A 16405-nucleotide genomic window follows, 5' to 3' on the forward strand; every position below is an offset into this window, starting at 1 on the left:
TTCTCGGTCCTGTACCTGTTGGCGTTGGTTGCATTCTTGACGGGCACATTTGGCTGGTTGGGACAGGAGCGAGACCCTTTGTCCGGAGCGTTCCTACTGCCGTTGGGACTACCTTGGATACTTGTAGCGGACTTAGTTTCGGAGTCCGCCAAGCCATGGTTCGCGGCGATTGCACCGGTGCTCAACATTTTGGCGCTGGTTTTCATTTGCAGGTGGGCTCGCAGTTTACACCAGAAATGAAGGCGGACTTCTGTCTCACCAAAAGGGAGGAAAGCATGGGAAAAGTGATCTTGGGAATTGTGATCGGGCTCGTCCTCGGCGTGGTTGGGGCTATGACCTTGGGTGGCGGGGCCGCGGTGGGTGTCGGCGTTGCGACAGGCTTGTCCGCCGGTGTCTGCACCACATTGAAAGGAGCACAAGCCGAGAACCTGATCACCGCCGAGCAAGCGGATCAGATCCTCAACCGCGTAAATTCCGAAATGGCGTCACTGCAAGGAATGGAAACGACGGGCGAGATCGTCGGCAGCGCACAGGCATGCGATGAATTTCTGTCAAAGTTAAGAGACGCGAAGTGAGGTTCCGCTTTGCACGGAACAAAACAGTAAGGACAAGCCAACAGGGAACCATCTGATGAAACTCGTTTTACTCAAGCTCCTCGCACCCATGTTCGCAATCGCGGGCACAGCTGCTTTTGCAATGTCAGAAGCCGACGACGCGTGTATCGACCATTTGCGGCAGGTTGGTGGACCAGACGGTCAATCAGGTACAATTGAAAGCTCTCAGTTCTCGGAAGCTGGTACGCTCGTCATGCTGCGAGACGCAGGTGGAACACTTTGGCGCTGCATCGCGTACAAGGATGGAAGCATCGGCGAGATGTCGGTTGTCGAAGCGATGGATGATGGCGGTGGAGCAATGGCAGGCGCCGCCGGTTCTACCGGTAGCCAACGTGTCAAATTCGATGCTGGCTCCACCGGCGCAGAACTCGTTGGTGAACTCGCGCCCGGCGCCTCTCAGCAATATGTTCTGGGTGCCAAAAACGAACAGTTCCTCTACGTCCGCGTTGCTCCGCGAAATGGCTCCTTGGACTACGTTATTCGTAACCCCGATGGTTCTGAACTGTTGGGATTGATGTCGGCGGACAAGGAGTATCGAGGACAGCTTTGGCAATCTGGTGATCATGTTGTGGAGGTTATCAATCGCAGCAACTCTTCCGTCAGCTACAACGTAATTTTCGGAATTGAATAGGTGATCGACTAGAAACCCCGAAACGTAACCCCCAAAATGCTAGGAAAAACAGATGAAATCCAAAGTACTATTGGTGATAGGCACGATGTGCATTTCTGCGCTTGCAGCATGCGATGAGAGCAGCGGTTCGGTGGATGCAAGTGCACCTACTGTGGGCAGCTCTAGCGATCTTTCTTCATTTGAAGGGGCAAGAGCGGGCCAAGCTGAAATGGGCATTCAAAGTCTCGGGTTTGAACTCATCCGAAGCGAAGGTCTGACCTCGTACTGGTTTAACAAGGATACTGGTGCATGTGCTCGGATCACGACATCCGAGGGAAGGTACTCAGATGTAGCAATGCTGCCATCAAGTGACTGCTGACAAAATTCCATCAATCCCAAATCTGAAAGAAGGAGCTCACACTTGCATTTCGACCTGGCACATGCGGCGGTCATCATCGCCGCTCTAGTTATCACAAACATGGCATTGAAATCGGCGGGGGTGATCAATGAAGAAAACAAGCAACAATGGAACTGGAAAGTTGTTCTAGCCTACTTCGTAGTCGTTGTTATCATCAATCTGGTGTGGCCCATCTAAAGTTTCACAGCGGAAAGCTAATCGCCCACTTGAAATGGTTATCGTGAACTAGCCCTTCCGAGAGATTATCAGGTCGGAAGAGTGTAACCATCAAGTGCTCAAGAATAGGAAGGAGCTGGCATGCGGTTTTTGATGTCCCTCATATTCATTGGTGTTCTCGCAACCGCTGCCAATTCTGACGTGACCAGTCGAAACGGTGGCCCAAGCGACAGTCAATTGCTTTCAAAGGGTAGCAACGGCGGTGTTGATGGTGTCGCTTTTTTTCGCCCGGTCTTAAGCGGTGTCCTGTATCGATCCGGTTTCAAGGGCGGCGACAAGGATCGAACGGGCCTAAGTGAGGGTCAACGCGAAACTCTGTGCGGTGAAGGGTTTTCAACCGGGTTTTATGCCGACTTTGGCAAAAACACTGAATACGGTCGCACCAGTTGTGGAAACGGATCCTTTGACTATCAAAGCGCCAGATCCTCCCGACCCGGTGCTGTCATGGCGTCCATACACGAGGTGATTGAAAACCCTGGAAAGGGCCCTGTTCTGGTGCACTGTATGTGGGGGGTTCATTCCTCAGGTGCATTGTCGGCGATGGCGCTCGTTCAGTTTTGCGGTTGGACAGAAGAAAGGGCCAAGGAATATTGGAATGATGCCCGAAACGGGGCCCCATGTTCAGGCGGGTGCGACCAGTGGATCGACTCAAAATTCTCCAACTTTAGTGTCGACCCCAAGTTGAAAATCTCCACCGAACAACAGGCAGCGATTTGCCCTAAATGATACCGGGAGGACTATCCAAATGAAGTTCAATCTTCTGGGGTCACTTGCTCTCATTGCACCCACTGTCTTGTGGGCGAACGACGATGTTCTAGGTGAAGCCACGACATTTGATAGTCCCAATGGTGTTACGGAACGCTGTATTCGGATCGAAAAAGTTCCAACGGGCGAGTACAGGAACAGCGATCTTGAAGAAGAAACTGCCTATTGCGAGATCGATTTCTATGCCTCCGAAATTGCTATTTGCCCGAAAACCTGGAGCACCAGCCCAGGAATGGCCGTCTACGATATTTCGGAAGGACCTTACGTGGGGAACCGTTCTGAATTCGAGAGAAACGCTTGCAAGGAGGGAAAGGCGGCAAAAGATCTGGCCAAGGACAGGGTGGCTAAATTCAAGTCCACCATGAACCAAAAAGGCACCAGTGGCACGTTTTCCACGTCTTCACTGCTTTACTATCATTTCTCCAGATATTTCGACGCGACTGTCAAAGTTCCAGTAGCCGTTTGGCGTAGCATGGACGCCCAGGCGCATTTCTCCGAGGTCGCCGAGCCTGGCCTTGCGATTTCCGGTGGTTCTCATGGCGGGCGCATGAACCACGAAGGCTGGCGGGTCTTCGCAGCTGCGGATACCGACCCGAACTCATACCAACCGACAGATGATCTATTCACATCGGATCGCACGCAAATATACGGTGTGCTGCTTGATAGCCCTGGCCATCGATACGGCTCGGAAATCAACGGCACCCGTAAATCCGGTTGGGGGAAAGGTCAGAACCGCGATTTTCAGGAAACGCCCGCTTTCTTGGCTTTGCGTTCTTCAAAACCATTGTCAGAGGCAATCGCAGAGGGCGTCAGAGAAGGACGAAAAGACCGGATGATCAACAAGGATCTCGGCCCCGATGTCAGTGACCAACAGATGGCATTTTGGATGCAAGAACTCACCGAGATTGTTCTACTCGACTTCATCTTTAGCCAGCAGGACCGCGTAGGAAACATAGACTTCACACCTTATTGGTATTGGGTCGAAGACGGAGGCCTGAAGCATAGGAAGGCCAAGCACCATGAGCCAAACGATGGAGATGTTCCCGCCGACGCATTATTGATCCGTCGCAGCAATCTAAGCGACAACGATGCTGGTGGGCGGGTAGAGTATGCCAATTTCGCAAAATCTACTCAAATGCTAGAGAAAATGCGGCACTTCTCTCCAAGTACGTATCGGCGCTTGGTTGCATTGAATAATGACCTTCAATCGCAAGGCCCGGTTTATGAATGGTTGTCGCAGAGCCTTGGGTTGTCAGATAGGCAGATTGCACAAGTTGTAAAAAACACCGCGCTGGCAACATCCATCCTCCAGGACAATTGTTCTAATGGTGATTTGATGTTCGACTTGGATCCTGTCGCACTCTTTTTGAGAGGCGACACAGAAGTAAAGGCGGTGAACTGTAGTGACCCGTAAGCTTTCTACGCTCTTTGCGGCATTCATTTGGACCGCGCTGCTCGCCTGCAAAGCCGTGGCTTTGGATGTCATCGTAATATCGGATCTGAACGGAAGCTATGGCTCGGTAAAATACGATGCGCGCGTCGACAAGGCGATTAAGCGGATAGTCGAGATTGATCCAGATCTGGTTATTTCGACCGGAGATATGGTCGCGGGACAGCGCATTCCCAACTTGTCCGACAAACAGGTCAGGGAGATGTGGAAGGCGTTTCACGAGGCCGTATCAGATCCTTTAGAGGCTGCCGGCATTCCATTTGCGGTCACGCCAGGAAACCATGATGCCTCTGCTTACCGTGGGTTCGAGCGTGAAAGAAAAATATACGCAGAGGAATGGGCTCCGAGAAAACCAGACGTTGATTTCCTAGTTTCAGATGACTACCCGTTCTTCTACGCGTTTGAGATGCAGGGCATTGTGTTTGCGTCTCTGGATGCAACGACCCTTGGTCCGCTATCCGGTGACCAGCAGGACCGGCTACAGGAATTGGGTGCAGACGGGGACCCGATTGTCACTTTCAGTCACCTCCCACTTTGGCCGTTCGCGATCCAGCGCGAACGCGAAATCATCGGTGACCCTACACTTGAAAAAATCTATCTGGAAAGCGGTGTTGTTTTGCATCTGTCAGGCCACCATCATGCCTTCTACCCCGGTTGGAAAGACGGTGTGGCTTATGTCTCTCAAGCTTGTTTGGGAGGTGGTCCGCGGCGGCTTATTGGCGATAGCGCCAGATCACCTCACAGCTTCACTCATGTTACGTTCCAGCCGAACGGAGAGTTTGGGATAGCAGTATATCGAGGCCCTGACTTCGAAAGGTCGGTAAACTTCAAGTCGCTCCCGAAAGAGATCAGATCCCCGAATGCGGTGTTGAAACGCTTAGACCTTGTGAAATGACTAGAGGTTGAGTTTCAGCTCAACTTTATCAGGGACCAGATCGTTTATCATCTCTTCTATCCGGGCTTCTGAAAGCCCTCCCGAGGTGATGAAAAGCAATGAGACGCGAGACTTTCCGGGGACGTGGTGTTTTCTGACCAGCTTCCAGCCAGCGTCTGCGGCCATAGCTTCAATGGCACCGCTGACGTTCAATGAGTGTTCTTCGTCTGAAGCTTTGAGCGAAATTTCCACACCCTTGTTTCGTCCACCGAGCCAAATGAAACACCAACATACAACCGCCACCAGTGTGGCCATCAGCGGCAAGCCCAAACCGACCGCAAGACCAAGAACAGTCACGATTATCATTTCGACAGTGTCCACCGGATCATCGAGATTGGAGCGGAACCTGAGCAACGCTCCGATTCCAAATATGACAAAACCGATCATTGACCCGTGCTGAACCACCAGAAAACCAACCGCCATGCCGATAAGCGCATACAGGAAGAAAAGCCTTGGCATAACTATGTCGCGGACGCTTCTACGGGCTTTACGTCTCACCGGATGATAGACGATCAAGCCAGCCAGAATGATCGTGACGATCACATCGAGAGTAAAGAAATACAGTTCCTGTTTGCCACGAAACTGCGTCCACCGGCGTTCGATAACGATTTCTGACCCCGAAGCCCCGGCCAGCATCGTCGCAGGGTCGACTTGTGACACCGCAGCACCTGGCAACAGCAGCATCAACAACACGGTCACAAGTGTGAGGGTCGTATTCAACTTGTCTTCCTTCCTGCTCAAGCCAAAGGCTTAAGCTTAACAAAAGCACATCGTGCCCTATTCAATTCAATCGCAACAGGCGGGATCAGGTAAAGAGATTACAGTGCATTCTTCGGACATCGTATCCGGACTGTGATACGAACGCTGATACAGGGATGTGGTCCAAGCGCGAGAGAATCCAATGACAGAAAACAGAGTGTTTTCGTCAAAAGCTGAAATTTCACGGTGTTTCTGCAAACTTAGACGACTCGCTTTTACGGCCAGCTTGGTTGCGGCAGCCTTCTTGCCTTGGACCGATTTTGCCTACGCTGAAAGTGCTGGTTTGGTTCTGGTCGATAAATTCAAGGTGGCAGACAAATCAGAGGGATTTTCAGAGCCTTCCGGTTTGGCAATGTCTAACGCTGAAGGCTTCTTGTGGTCTGTAAGTGATGCCGAACCTAAACTGCACCTACTCGGAGTCGACGGGGTATTAGGAAACTCTTTCAAGTTACCAGCATTGGCAGGATCAGATTTGGAGGGTGTTGCACCTCGAAAAGATGGGTCTGTTTTGGTGCTTCAAGAAACTGACCGATCAATCCTAGTCGTTCACCCAACTGACCCCATTCAACTGACGACAATACCTCTCGCATCTCTTAAAGGTTACCCGACCGCCGCTGCATCACTCGTCGGCAACCCATTGAACAAGGGACCCGAAGGCATCGCCGTTGACCCGGAATCCGGGCGGGTCTTCGTTGGCATTGAGGGACAACCAAGGTTGTTAATGGTGTTATCGCCAGAGCTAGACGAAATTATTGAGATCATTCCTTTAGCCCGCGATGCAGGTTTTATCTCCGAGCGTGTAGATGATGATGAACTGGATTTGAGTGGCCTGACATGGTCCCGGTCCTCGCGTTCTCTTTGGATTGTGAGTGACAAAAGCCGTCAGATCTTCGTCTACAATCCAGAGTCCAAGTCCGTAAAGTCTATCAGTTTGACGTTCACAGAAGATGGAAAACAAAAAGAAGTTAAACATCCCGAAGGGATCGCCCTCGATGAAACCAGAGGGCTTCTCTATATCCTGACAGACGATGCCAAGAAATCGCGGCTTTATGTTTTTGAGCAACCGGAATTGTGAGGACTGTTCTACTAGTTCTCTACTCTAACTTGTTGAAAAGCCGGGTTGTGTAATTGAGCGCCGTCGTATGTGCGGCATATTAAGTAAATCTGCGTTCTGTTCACTGTGTTTCTTAAAAACATCACCCATCAATATATTCGAGTAGCGTCAGGTTCACACATGCGAACCACATAATAACATTGGACTTCAACATGCTCAGTCACTTTAAGGTTGTCAAAAATGCGCGTATTCAGCTCAGTTGTTTTTGCGATCATTTGCACTCTTGTGGCCACTGCATCAGTTCCAAGAAGTAGCATTGCCCAAACCTGGGACATCGCGTCCCAGCACTCGGTCAGCGGCGTAACGGTGTATGATGCGGATGAGCTGTTAACTTTTGCCGGTCAATTGGCCTTCAATCGGTCTGGGCGCATCACAGCGGTGGAGGTCGCATCAACGATTACTCAGATCTACCGAGAAGACGGTTACTTTTTGGCTGAGGCCTGGCCCGGTCCCGATGGGCAGAGCATAATTGTTGATGAAGGGCGCATTCAAACCATCGAAATTGAAGGCGTAGATACTCGCACGTTCCAAACACTAGAGAAGATTTTTCAGCCCCTCACCACCGCATATCCAATAACTCTCAAACGATTTGAGCGGGCGGTTATGCTAGCCGAGGACATACCCGATTTGGACGTGTCGACCGAACTTGATTACCCGGATCAGGCTGGTGCTCGGCTGAGAGTATTGGGAGAACCTCTGCGCAAACAAGCCGGTAGTGCGACACTAGACAACCCTCCGCGTGAGCTTGGGGAGGCGCTCAGTTTCTATGTCGTACAAGAGTTTTATTCGACACTGACCGTTGGGGATCTGCTGCGATTTGAGGGTTCAGGCAATTACAATTGGGACAAAGACGATGAACACTCTTTATGGGGCGCTCTTACCTATCGCACCCCGCTGAACAGCAATGGTCTGTACGGTGAGATCTTCTACGGGAACATAAACGCAAAACGTGACCTCTCAGGAAATTTTGCTAGAACAGATATTGACGGCGAAAACTTCACCGTCGCGATGGGTTACCCCGTAATCCGAGATGTAGCCCGATATGGATACTTTCTGCTGGATTATCGCCTTTCAAAAGCGGACTCAGTCAGTGGCGGCGTTCCATTATCCAGTGACGCGAGTGTCGTTGGCCTTACTTATCTTTACGGGCAAAACTATCCAAAGGGACAAGCTCTGGAAGCGGGGCTAACCTTATCTTTTGGCGATAATGACAATGAAACGACAGACGCGAATTTTGACGACGGGGACTCTTCGTTCTGGCATCTACGAGGCGGCATCGGATACGAAAGCCCACTAACGGGCTTGTCGCCCAACACAGCTTGGCGCACCGAGATCTGGGGGCAGTACACAACAGACCGGCTGCCCTCTGTCGAAGAGTACTTCCTTGGTGATCGCTACGCTTTGCGCGGATATCGTTTTGACGAAGTGGATGGTGATTCCGGGATTTCCGCGATTTTCGAAGTGTCTCATTCCTACTTCCCCAGTTCCCAGAGCATCCATCGCTTAACACCCTTTGCCTTTTTCGACGTGGGTTACATCTCGAACAATGACCCTGCGAGTTTTGAAGTTGACAATGCTACACTGGCATCGACAGGTCTCGGGTTGGACATTGAGTTTAAGCAAAATCTATTCCTGTCCGGATATGTCGGTGTCCCTTTGAGAGACGGCCCTTTGACCGACTCTGGCGATCCTGGCGCGTATCTTGCTCTGACAACAAGTTGGTGAGGATGTTATGAAACTGAACCGAATTGCTGTACTTACCGCAACTTGTCTAATTGCAGAACTGGCCGCTACTCAGGTCTTTGCCCGCGGAAATCACTACGGGTGGTGCCGAGGCGTAGGGAACCCACACCAGTCGAGCCAAGGATGCGGGCAGGCTGGTGGGCAAGGGGCAGGTAATCAAGTTACTGGCCCAACTCAGCCGGTGGCAAATCAGTTGCCGCCTAAGGGAACGCAGCAAACGCCCACGTCCGTTACTGTTCCAGTCCTTGCGCCGGGCGCGGTCCCGAACGCAATTCCCGGTCAGGTTCCTATTGCGACACCAATAGCGGTTCCTGGTCAGGTTCCCACGCCGGTAGTAGCGCCGACCCTAACTCCGCCTCTGGCACCAAACGCGACACCAAACCGGGTTCCGACAGCTGTTCCAAATCAGGTTCCGCCATTGGCTACTGGTCCCACCGCGGTGCCCCCGCAAGTTCCGACTGCAACTCCCAATCAAGTTCCGGTCGCTACCCCTGGCCAGGTTCCGCCTCAACCCACCGGCCCAACAGCGGTGCCGCCACTTGTGCCCACCGCAACACCAAACCAAATACCAGTCGCAGTTCCTGGTCAGGTCCCACCTCAGCCCACTGGACAAACTGCTGTGCCACCGCTCGTCCCGACTGCAACACCAAACCAGATTCCGGTCGCAGTGCCCGGCCGTGTTCCGCAACCCAGCGGTACTACGGCGACACCACCGCTTGTCCCAACCGCAACCCCCAATCAGGTTCCCACGGCGGTTCCTGGTCAGGTTCCACAGTTGACACCAAAACCTACGGCAACTCACGTGGCAGTCCCAGGACATCCGAAACCACAAGGCGTCGTGACAATCATGCGCCCTAAGCCGAGGCCGACAACCGGTACTGTCCAGCAACCTGGCACAACACAAGTGACCCACCATTTAACCCACCAAAGCAATGCGAAGAAACACGATCACGTCGCAGCAACACCTGGACGACATGACCCGCACGACCTACCGAGATTCCGCGACGCGGCAGCCAAGGAAGACTGGGAATGCGTAGCCAGCGGATTTGGACAGCGCCGGTATGATGCTGGACGAGGCGTGTTGCTGAACAACGGAGCGTTGCGGCACCTCGGAAACGTGGACGCAATGGCACGGGATGTACCTGCTCGGCATCCAAAACACTCTGGCTGCATTATTTCGGTCAAACGAAAGCAGCAGTAGCGCCAGGCACATCTTGAAGCCTTAGAGGAATTCTTCCGAGTGGGAAGCTGGTTTCCAACCAAGGTTAAGTTGAAGAATAGACATCAACCGAAGGTGTCATCTCTCAGAAGGTTAATGAGACATACAATATGCCTTTCTGAGTGCTGTTTGGGCATCCGGCACGGATCATCGGATGCCCCAAAAAACCGACTAGGAATTTCGCAAAAAAGCGAAACCTCTACGAGAAGGAGTCCTCCATGAGTGCTAGATTGGTCCTTCTGCTTGCTGCCGTCGGCCTCGTGCCAATTGCGTTATCTTACGGTCTGATGCCCGGCAGTTCGATTCCAGTTTTGCTGGGATTTCCGGTGGAAGGGACGAACCAAACCCACGTGTTCCGAGCGATTATGGGTCTTTATCTGGCAAACGCGTTGTTCTGGTTGGTGGCCGCTTCGAAACCAGAATTACAGCGCCCTGCGCTGTGGGTTCTATTTTTGTTTATGTCAGGACTAGCCGTTGGACGCATACTAAGCATTCTTATTGATGGAGTTCCGAACGGGATACTTCTCTTTTTCCTTGCGGCCGAGGTAGCTTTTGTGGCTCTGGCGGCGGTTTCCCTGAAAAAAGTACGGTGAAATAGGAAGTGGTAAAATGGTGAGGTTTGACTTTGTTTTCTCGATGATTGCAACTCTATCAGTTTCGACATCCGCTTTTGCACAATCTTCATCTGCCCAGACTGCGGTGGACGAAAACTTCTTAAGGCTTGAGACTGCCGTTGCCGAAGCGGGAACTACTCCAATCGCATCGATAGATCACGCGCGCCTGGCCAAAGCCGAAGGCGTAGAAATGCCAGCATCTCGCGTGCTCATTTTCTCTGATCCAGAGATAAACACACCAATTCTGGAAGAGAACGTGCGTGCAGGGCTGGACCTTCCTTTTCGAGTTCTTTCATTCGATCAGGATGGCCGTCCGCAGATCGCATACACAGACTCTCAGTTTCTCAAAGTTCGGCATGATCTAGGTAACACCCAAGCGTTGAATGCATTTGAGAACAAGTTGCTCGAAGTCCTGAACGACTTGGATGCAGCACCGGCGCCGACCAAAGGATTAATTGCGAACTATGGCATCATCGAATTGCGATCTGAGCTCAGTGTGTCCAAGGCAGTGGAACGTCTCAGGACAGCTGTGATGGGACAGGACGATACAGTCTGGTTTGCCGAAATCGATTTTACGACCGAAGCGTCCCAGCTGGGGGTGGAGCTGCCAGAGGCGGTACTTTTACTGTTCGGCGGACCAGCACCCGGTGGCGTGGCAATGGCGGGCTTTCCGGCAATTGGTTTGGATGCCTTTTGCCAAAAACTACTAGTTTACGCGAATGAAGAAGGCGGCTCCGTAGTGATTTTCAATGACATCGCTGCATTGGCGGAATTGCACTACGGTTCTTCAGCCGAACCTCATTACGGTTTGAACAAACGGCTTACCTCAACATTTCGCACTGCAATTGAGTAGCCGCTGGTCGGAAGTCACAATTTTTCTGAATTGCTATATTCCGTATTTAGCTGCCCATTCTGGGCTGGGTACAGACCATCGCTACACTTAACCCCTAACGGCAATTTGCGGGCAATGTTGCCCTGGGCGCGAGTATACAGTTTTCATTCCAAAACAACGCAGCACGGCCTTGACCATACTCAGTTGCACATTTAGTCAAAATTGATCTGCCCGCTGGGACGACCCGGCTAATTACCGGCGTATCTTCAGGACGACCTGGCAGATTAGAGGTCGAACGTGACAACCAAAACCAAACCAGCCAAGAAACTGATCGAGGGTAGACCTGCCCTGATCTTAATCGACATTCAAAAGAGCACGTTTATTGATGACAGCGAAGTGCGCTCCATTGACAACATGCCGGGTTACAAAGAGCGCATGATCGCTGCGCGCGATTTGGTTGACGCCGCGCATGACAACAATGTGCCCGTCATCTTCGTTCAGGAAATCCATCGTCCCGATAGGATAGACTTCGGCCGTGGCTGGATGGTGACGAAGACATACACTGTCTCGAAGGTGATCCAAGAACGGAAGTTGCAAAAGATGAGATGGGATATCGCAAAGGTGATTACATCGTCCTGAAGCGACGGTATTCTGCGTTTTTTGGAACCGATTTCGAAATCCTGCTGCGCGGTTTAAAGGTGGACACACTTTTGTTGTGCGGCGGGCTGACAGATGTTTGTGTACACTACACATTCGTCGATGGCCACCAATCAGACTACTTCTGCCGCGTTGTAGAAGATTGCGTTGGCGGGTCATCTTTCCAAGCCCATGAAGCTGCTCTCAAAGCTATGGAGTATCTACAAACCGGCGCTGTTCAGAACCGAGAAGCAGTGATCAATGCCATCTCGTCGCTCTAAGTTGCAATTGAACTGTTAGTACCAGTTGGGGAGCATAATTTTTAGGGTGCAGCAACGGGTGGAGTTTTTTTGTCGCCAGAACGCCTTGGACTAGCCCATTTGATGCAGAAGGTATCAACACTTTCAGTGCTAACCTTTGAGTTTTCGATTATAGACCTTCAAAATCTGGATTGCATCGTAATCCAGCCCTTGGTCCGTATAATGCGAATATGACAAGAGATATTGAAGCTAACGCTCAGAAAATCGCTGATGCCCTGACCTCTGCCCAGCAGATATCTAAACTGTCTTCAGAGACCGAACAGCTAACGCTGGATGATGCTTATTCGATTGCAAGTCGCGTCCGAGAGCTTCAGGGCAAAAAGAGAGTTGGCCGGAAGGTCGGCTTCACGAACCGCGCGATTTGGCCTGTTTATGGCGTAGATCAACCCATTTGGGGAGAGGTTCACTCAGATGGGCTGTTTTCGACTGATCAGCCGGTAAACTTGGCAAGGTATTCAGAACCGAGAATCGAGCCAGAAATCGTACTTGGCCTCGGCGATGCGCCGACGGCTGAAATGAACAATGAGCAGTTGGCAGGTTGCGTGGATTGGGTTGCCCCGGGATTTGAAATTGTTCAATCGATTTATCCCAACTGGAAATTCTCGGTCGAAGACTCAATCGCAGCACAAGGATTGCACGGCTGCCTTGTTCTTGGCGACAAAATCGAGGCGACGCATGATGTCTTGACCGGCTTGGCCGAAGTGCCTCTAGCATTGTTCAAGGGCACCGAGGCCATCGAGTCCGGCAAGGGTGAAAACGCGCTCGGTGGCCCAATTGAAGTCCTGGCTCATCTTATTTCTCTGCTCTCAGACGCCGACCAGCTTCAAGGAGGCGAGCTAGTCACAACTGGTACTTTGACAGACGCATGGCCAGTGTTTCCGGGCGAACAATGGTCAGCGGGCTTTGGTGGTGTCATGGACACCGAGCTGTCGGTGCGATTTACATGAGGCTGTAATAGAGTTGTGACGCCTACTTCACCAAAGAAAAGTTACTCTCAATAGCTGGGCGCGATAGTCTTCCACTGATTTCATCAATTCTGGAATGCAAATTATACGATGCTATCCAAATCAGATTACATGATGTTTCTCAGGCACCCCGCCTGGCTATGGATCAAGAAACACGCCAGGCATCTGCTGCCGCCGATTGACCCTTCATTGCAAGCGCGTTTTGACGAGGGGCACGCGTTTGAGCCATATGCTGAGGAGCTATTTGGTGATCTCGTTCGCCTCGGTTTTTCAGATTTTTCAGAATACCAGGCTCTGCCCGCGCGTACTTTGGAGGCTTGGAGAAACGGTGCAAACGCAGTGGCGCAGGGACGCTATGAAGATGGAACCATAACTTGCATCTCCGACATCGTGAGCCGCAGTGGCGATGGGTACGTTCTGACAGAGATCAAGAGCGGGACATCTGCAAAGCCCGAACACACTTTTGATCTCGCATTCCAGCGTGTCGTGCTTGAGGCAGCGGGGTTCCCCATTGCGCGCTGCGAAGTGGCACATGTGAACCGTGATTACGTCAGAAACGGCGAAATCAATCCGCAAGAGCTTGTCAGCATCACTGACATCACGGATGCGGTGACTGAGCAGCTCGAAAAAACACGCACGCGTATCGATCAGGCATTGAGCGTCGTTGCCAGCGGTACGATGCCTGATCCGTCCCCTGAAAGTGCGCGCCTTAAATCCTATGGTGAATGGCTGGAGATCCGCGAAAAACTCGACCCACCTCTCGCGCATGACAGTATCCACCGCCTTCCGTTCATGAATGCGGAAAAAGCCTCGGAACTCATCGCAGACGGGATCACAAAGATTGACGAGATCAGTGATCCATCTGTGTTGGGCAAGTCGACGCAACGCTACTTGAGAGCTCTGGCGAACGGTGCACGCACTATCGATCATCAGGAGTTGAGCAGGTTTCTGAGCGAGATTGTCTATCCGGTTTATTACTTTGACTACGAGACGTCTCAAAGTTTGCTGTCACCTTGGAACGGAACGCGCCCCTATCAGCAAGTCGCTTTCCAGTATTCCTTGCATATCCAGCATCAGCCTGGCGGAGAAATAGAGCACAGGGAGTATCTCCACCGAAACGCCAGTAATCCGATGCCAGCCTTACTTAACAGACTTCGTGAGGACATGGGAGACGTCGGCTCAATAGTGGTTTGGTATGCGCCGTTCGAAAAATCGCGCAATACGGAAATGGCGGAAACTTATCCAGAGCACGCTGAGTTTCTGGAAGGCCTAAATGCTCGTGTTGTAGATTTGATGAAGCCGTTTGCGGATGAAGTGATCAACGATCCCGCGTTCAAGGGAAGCGCCTCTATCAAGGCCGTTCTTCCAGCGTTTTTGCCAGAACTTTCATACGATGATCTGGACATCAAAGAGGGGGCGAGCGCGTCTCGCCTTTGGAAGGACGTTACACTGACCGAACCGGATGATCCAGCGCGCGAGAAGGTCTATTCTGATCTCGTTGCGTATTGTACGCGCGACACTTGGGCAATGGTCGCCATTCATCGCGAATTGCTGGCGATGTGAGGTGTGCCGCGAACCTCAAAACAACTTGCGGTGCTGCTCCCCAAGTAGACTAGGCGATTTACCGGAGTTACGGCGCCCCCAACACTTAATCTTGCCAATCCAGCCGATACAAAACGTGGTGGCCGCGTAGACCTTTCAGGAGTCTTGGTTCTATTTCAGAAAATGAGAAATCGGTTCGTCCTCCGACCATGGCGCGAGTCGCATCTGAAACGAGTATCTCGCCCGCCGCACCAACGGTCGTTATGCGTGACGCTTTATTGACCACCGTACCGAAAAAATCTCCACGAGATTGCACGACATCACCAGTATGAATCCCAATCCGGACACCGAAAGATGGCTCCTCGGAAGCCGATGCAATGGCCCCCTGAATCTTGATAGCGGCCGTTAGTGCTTCTTTCGCGGACGGAAAGACGGACAACGTTCCGTCTCCAAGGGATTTCACGAACTGGCCATGATACTTTTCAATGATCGCCGCCAAGACTTGGAAGTGGTTTTCGATCAGCACCGACCAACGCTGATCGCCCAACGCCTCCGCCAACGTTGTGCTGCCCTCCACATCAGTGAAAAGTACCGAAGCCAAACCTTCGGTTTGGACCAGCTCGGGTCCATCTTCACGCGCAGCATCAACCAGTTTTTGGATGGCCAGCTGCTCTTTACCCACGAGTTCAATATTTGGAGTGGGCACTGAAGCGTGGCGATTGATGATCTTCCAGGCCGCTCCCTCAAGGACAAAAATCAGGACGGAGCGATAAAAGACGGCTTCATCAAAGCCGACAAACTGAATCTTATGGACGAAGGATGACCATCCCGTTTCTCCGTTTTCGAAGGCCTCAGCTTCAACTTCTTCGAAAACCACGGGTGCCGGGATCTCCGCAAAAAATCCGCTAACCCCATCGCGAACTGCTTGCCCGCTCCAAAACTCACCTTCGCCTGTGCCAACGAACCTTAGTTCATCTGCTTGCGACAGAAAATCCTGCAACTCGTCAGTATTCTTCTTGGTTCTGAGTATTTCATACCAACGCCTCGAAACCGCCAGCAATTCAGGTGAGGAACGTATCATCACAAATTACTCGAGACGCTAAATGGATTGAAACTTGCAAGGTCTTGCAATCGGTATCTCCATTTTTCGAAATATGCAGGTCAATGCTGCCGCTGAGGTTTGGTCAGATCAAGACTTTTGTATTTCTCCAGAACAGAGCCCATCAGACGCAGATCAAAAGGCGCGCGCCGGTTCAGAGCGAACTATCGACGGAGTTTCTGAGTTCGAGTCCGGATCACAGGGTATCGAATTGTTTCGCCGTCAGAGAGCTACTCGACGCTGTACTGACCCGCAAAATAAGATGCATCAGTGTATCGGGCACACGCTATGCTAGAAGGTTCCCAGAACTACGCGGTGAATTTCTAAGTGCCGCACGCTCCGTCTTGACATGGTTATACGAACTGGTTCAGCTTGCGGACATGACGTTCACACGCATCCACTGCCATCGAATATCGGCCTGAGGTCGATAACCCACGCGAAATCCGTGGGAGGCAGCATTGGTATGCGGGCGAGGCTTATATCCTTGTAATTGCTCCAGATTAGAGTGCACGAGTCGGTTCGATTCCGACGCCTCCTACCATCCTCAGGAGGCGT

17 protein-coding genes and 1 tRNA gene are annotated in these 16405 nt (G+C 51.8%); 15 read left to right on the forward strand and 3 right to left on the reverse strand.

What is annotated here, in order from left to right:
- Positions 1 to 155: 155 nt before the first annotated feature.
- The 6 genes from AC2FLJ_RS10995 (at position 156) to AC2FLJ_RS11020 (ending at position 4968) form a co-directional block, all read left to right on the forward strand.
- Positions 156 to 575: a hypothetical protein gene (locus AC2FLJ_RS10995; RefSeq protein ID WP_170334806.1), complete on the forward strand. Its 420-nt coding sequence runs from the start codon at positions 156 to 158 to the stop codon at positions 573 to 575.
- Positions 576 to 630: 55 nt separating this feature from the next.
- Positions 631 to 1245 (forward strand): hypothetical protein, encoded by a 615-nt coding sequence (locus tag AC2FLJ_RS11000; protein WP_170575347.1) that lies wholly within the window; start codon positions 631 to 633, stop codon positions 1243 to 1245.
- 52 nt (positions 1246 to 1297) lie between these two features.
- Positions 1298 to 1603 (forward strand): hypothetical protein, encoded by a 306-nt coding sequence (locus AC2FLJ_RS11005; protein ID WP_170334802.1) that lies wholly within the window; start codon positions 1298 to 1300, stop codon positions 1601 to 1603.
- Positions 1604 to 1645: 42 nt separating this feature from the next.
- Positions 1646 to 1819, forward strand: coding sequence for a hypothetical protein (locus AC2FLJ_RS11010; RefSeq protein ID WP_480691601.1), 174 nt, complete (start codon positions 1646 to 1648; stop codon positions 1817 to 1819).
- Positions 1820 to 2603: 784 nt separating this feature from the next.
- Positions 2604 to 4037, forward strand: a complete 1434-nt coding sequence (locus AC2FLJ_RS11015) for a hypothetical protein (protein WP_496705796.1) — start codon at positions 2604 to 2606, stop codon at positions 4035 to 4037.
- Positions 4027 to 4968 (forward strand): metallophosphoesterase family protein, encoded by a 942-nt coding sequence (locus AC2FLJ_RS11020; protein WP_480793710.1) that lies wholly within the window; start codon positions 4027 to 4029, stop codon positions 4966 to 4968. The genes AC2FLJ_RS11015 and AC2FLJ_RS11020 overlap by 11 nt, the downstream gene beginning before the upstream one ends.
- Here the strand turns inward: AC2FLJ_RS11020 and AC2FLJ_RS11025 are convergent, their stop codons facing one another.
- Positions 4969 to 5727: a DUF4956 domain-containing protein gene (locus AC2FLJ_RS11025; RefSeq protein WP_170520100.1), complete on the reverse strand. Its 759-nt coding sequence runs from the start codon at positions 5725 to 5727 to the stop codon at positions 4969 to 4971.
- Between the two features lie 181 nt (positions 5728 to 5908).
- On the opposite strand from AC2FLJ_RS11025, the gene AC2FLJ_RS11030 reads away from it, so the two are divergent.
- Positions 5909 to 6841, forward strand: coding sequence for an SdiA-regulated domain-containing protein (locus AC2FLJ_RS11030; RefSeq protein WP_170334789.1), 933 nt, complete (start codon positions 5909 to 5911; stop codon positions 6839 to 6841).
- A 219-nt stretch (positions 6842 to 7060) separates the two neighbouring features.
- Entirely contained in the window at positions 7061 to 8605 is a 1545-nt protein-coding gene (locus AC2FLJ_RS11035; RefSeq protein ID WP_170334787.1) for a ShlB/FhaC/HecB family hemolysin secretion/activation protein, read from the forward strand.
- A 305-nt stretch (positions 8606 to 8910) separates the two neighbouring features.
- Here the strand turns inward: AC2FLJ_RS11035 and AC2FLJ_RS11040 are convergent, their stop codons facing one another.
- Positions 8911 to 9042 (reverse strand): hypothetical protein, encoded by a 132-nt coding sequence (locus tag AC2FLJ_RS11040; RefSeq protein WP_496705798.1) that lies wholly within the window; start codon positions 9040 to 9042, stop codon positions 8911 to 8913.
- 1018 nt (positions 9043 to 10060) lie between these two features.
- On the opposite strand from AC2FLJ_RS11040, the gene AC2FLJ_RS11045 reads away from it, so the two are divergent.
- The 6 genes from AC2FLJ_RS11045 (at position 10061) to AC2FLJ_RS11070 (ending at position 14772) form a co-directional block, all read left to right on the forward strand.
- Positions 10061 to 10435 carry a DUF4345 domain-containing protein gene (locus AC2FLJ_RS11045; protein WP_496705800.1) on the forward strand — a complete coding sequence of 125 codons (375 nt, stop codon included), beginning with the start codon at positions 10061 to 10063 and terminating at the stop codon, positions 10433 to 10435.
- Between the two features lie 16 nt (positions 10436 to 10451).
- Positions 10452 to 11309: a DUF302 domain-containing protein gene (locus tag AC2FLJ_RS11050; RefSeq protein WP_496705802.1), complete on the forward strand. Its 858-nt coding sequence runs from the start codon at positions 10452 to 10454 to the stop codon at positions 11307 to 11309.
- A 276-nt stretch (positions 11310 to 11585) separates the two neighbouring features.
- Positions 11586 to 11927 (forward strand): isochorismatase family protein, encoded by a 342-nt coding sequence (locus AC2FLJ_RS11055; RefSeq protein ID WP_496705804.1) that lies wholly within the window; start codon positions 11586 to 11588, stop codon positions 11925 to 11927.
- Positions 11846 to 12205, forward strand: coding sequence for a cysteine hydrolase family protein (locus AC2FLJ_RS11060; RefSeq protein WP_496705942.1), 360 nt, complete (start codon positions 11846 to 11848; stop codon positions 12203 to 12205). The genes AC2FLJ_RS11055 and AC2FLJ_RS11060 overlap by 82 nt, the downstream gene beginning before the upstream one ends.
- 209 nt (positions 12206 to 12414) lie before the next feature.
- Positions 12415 to 13191: a 2-keto-4-pentenoate hydratase gene (locus AC2FLJ_RS11065; protein ID WP_170334779.1), complete on the forward strand. Its 777-nt coding sequence runs from the start codon at positions 12415 to 12417 to the stop codon at positions 13189 to 13191.
- A 129-nt stretch (positions 13192 to 13320) separates the two neighbouring features.
- On the forward strand, positions 13321 to 14772 hold the full coding sequence (locus AC2FLJ_RS11070; RefSeq protein WP_496705806.1) for a DUF2779 domain-containing protein: 1452 nt from the start codon (positions 13321 to 13323) through the stop codon (positions 14770 to 14772).
- Between the two features lie 85 nt (positions 14773 to 14857).
- Here the strand turns inward: AC2FLJ_RS11070 and AC2FLJ_RS11075 are convergent, their stop codons facing one another.
- Complete coding sequence (locus tag AC2FLJ_RS11075) at positions 14858 to 15832, reverse strand: adenylate/guanylate cyclase domain-containing protein (RefSeq protein WP_496705808.1); 975 nt, start codon at positions 15830 to 15832, stop codon at positions 14858 to 14860.
- 465 nt (positions 15833 to 16297) lie between these two features.
- Between AC2FLJ_RS11075 and AC2FLJ_RS11080 the strand changes: the two genes are divergently transcribed.
- A tRNA-OTHER gene (locus AC2FLJ_RS11080) sits at positions 16298 to 16391 on the forward strand.
- Positions 16392 to 16405: the final 14 nt, after the last annotated feature.

This window comes from Ruegeria sp. CDSA034, from assembly GCF_059612275.1.

Excerpts from the sequence above, each read along its gene's own strand:
- AC2FLJ_RS11075 (WP_496705808.1), bottom strand. The coding sequence starts at position 15,832 with ATGATACGTTCCTCACCTGAATTGCTGGCGGTTTCGAGGCGTTGGTAT.
- AC2FLJ_RS11005 (WP_170334802.1), top strand. The coding sequence starts at position 1,298 with ATGAAATCCAAAGTACTATTGGTGATAGGCACGATGTGCATTTCTGCG.
- AC2FLJ_RS11070 (WP_496705806.1), top strand. The coding sequence starts at position 13,321 with ATGATGTTTCTCAGGCACCCCGCCTGGCTATGGATCAAGAAACACGCC.
- AC2FLJ_RS11035 (WP_170334787.1), top strand. The coding sequence starts at position 7,061 with ATGCGCGTATTCAGCTCAGTTGTTTTTGCGATCATTTGCACTCTTGTG.
- AC2FLJ_RS10995 (WP_170334806.1), top strand. The coding sequence starts at position 156 with ATGGTTCGCGGCGATTGCACCGGTGCTCAACATTTTGGCGCTGGTTTT.
- AC2FLJ_RS11030 (WP_170334789.1), top strand. The coding sequence starts at position 5,909 with ATGACAGAAAACAGAGTGTTTTCGTCAAAAGCTGAAATTTCACGGTGT.
- AC2FLJ_RS11000 (WP_170575347.1), top strand. The coding sequence starts at position 631 with ATGAAACTCGTTTTACTCAAGCTCCTCGCACCCATGTTCGCAATCGCG.
- AC2FLJ_RS11065 (WP_170334779.1), top strand. The coding sequence starts at position 12,415 with ATGACAAGAGATATTGAAGCTAACGCTCAGAAAATCGCTGATGCCCTG.
- AC2FLJ_RS11040 (WP_496705798.1), bottom strand. The coding sequence starts at position 9,042 with ATGGCGGAACCTGATTTGGAACAGCTGTCGGAACCCGGTTTGGTGTCG.
- AC2FLJ_RS11015 (WP_496705796.1), top strand. The coding sequence starts at position 2,604 with ATGAAGTTCAATCTTCTGGGGTCACTTGCTCTCATTGCACCCACTGTC.
- AC2FLJ_RS11045 (WP_496705800.1), top strand. The coding sequence starts at position 10,061 with ATGAGTGCTAGATTGGTCCTTCTGCTTGCTGCCGTCGGCCTCGTGCCA.
- AC2FLJ_RS11050 (WP_496705802.1), top strand. The coding sequence starts at position 10,452 with ATGGTGAGGTTTGACTTTGTTTTCTCGATGATTGCAACTCTATCAGTT.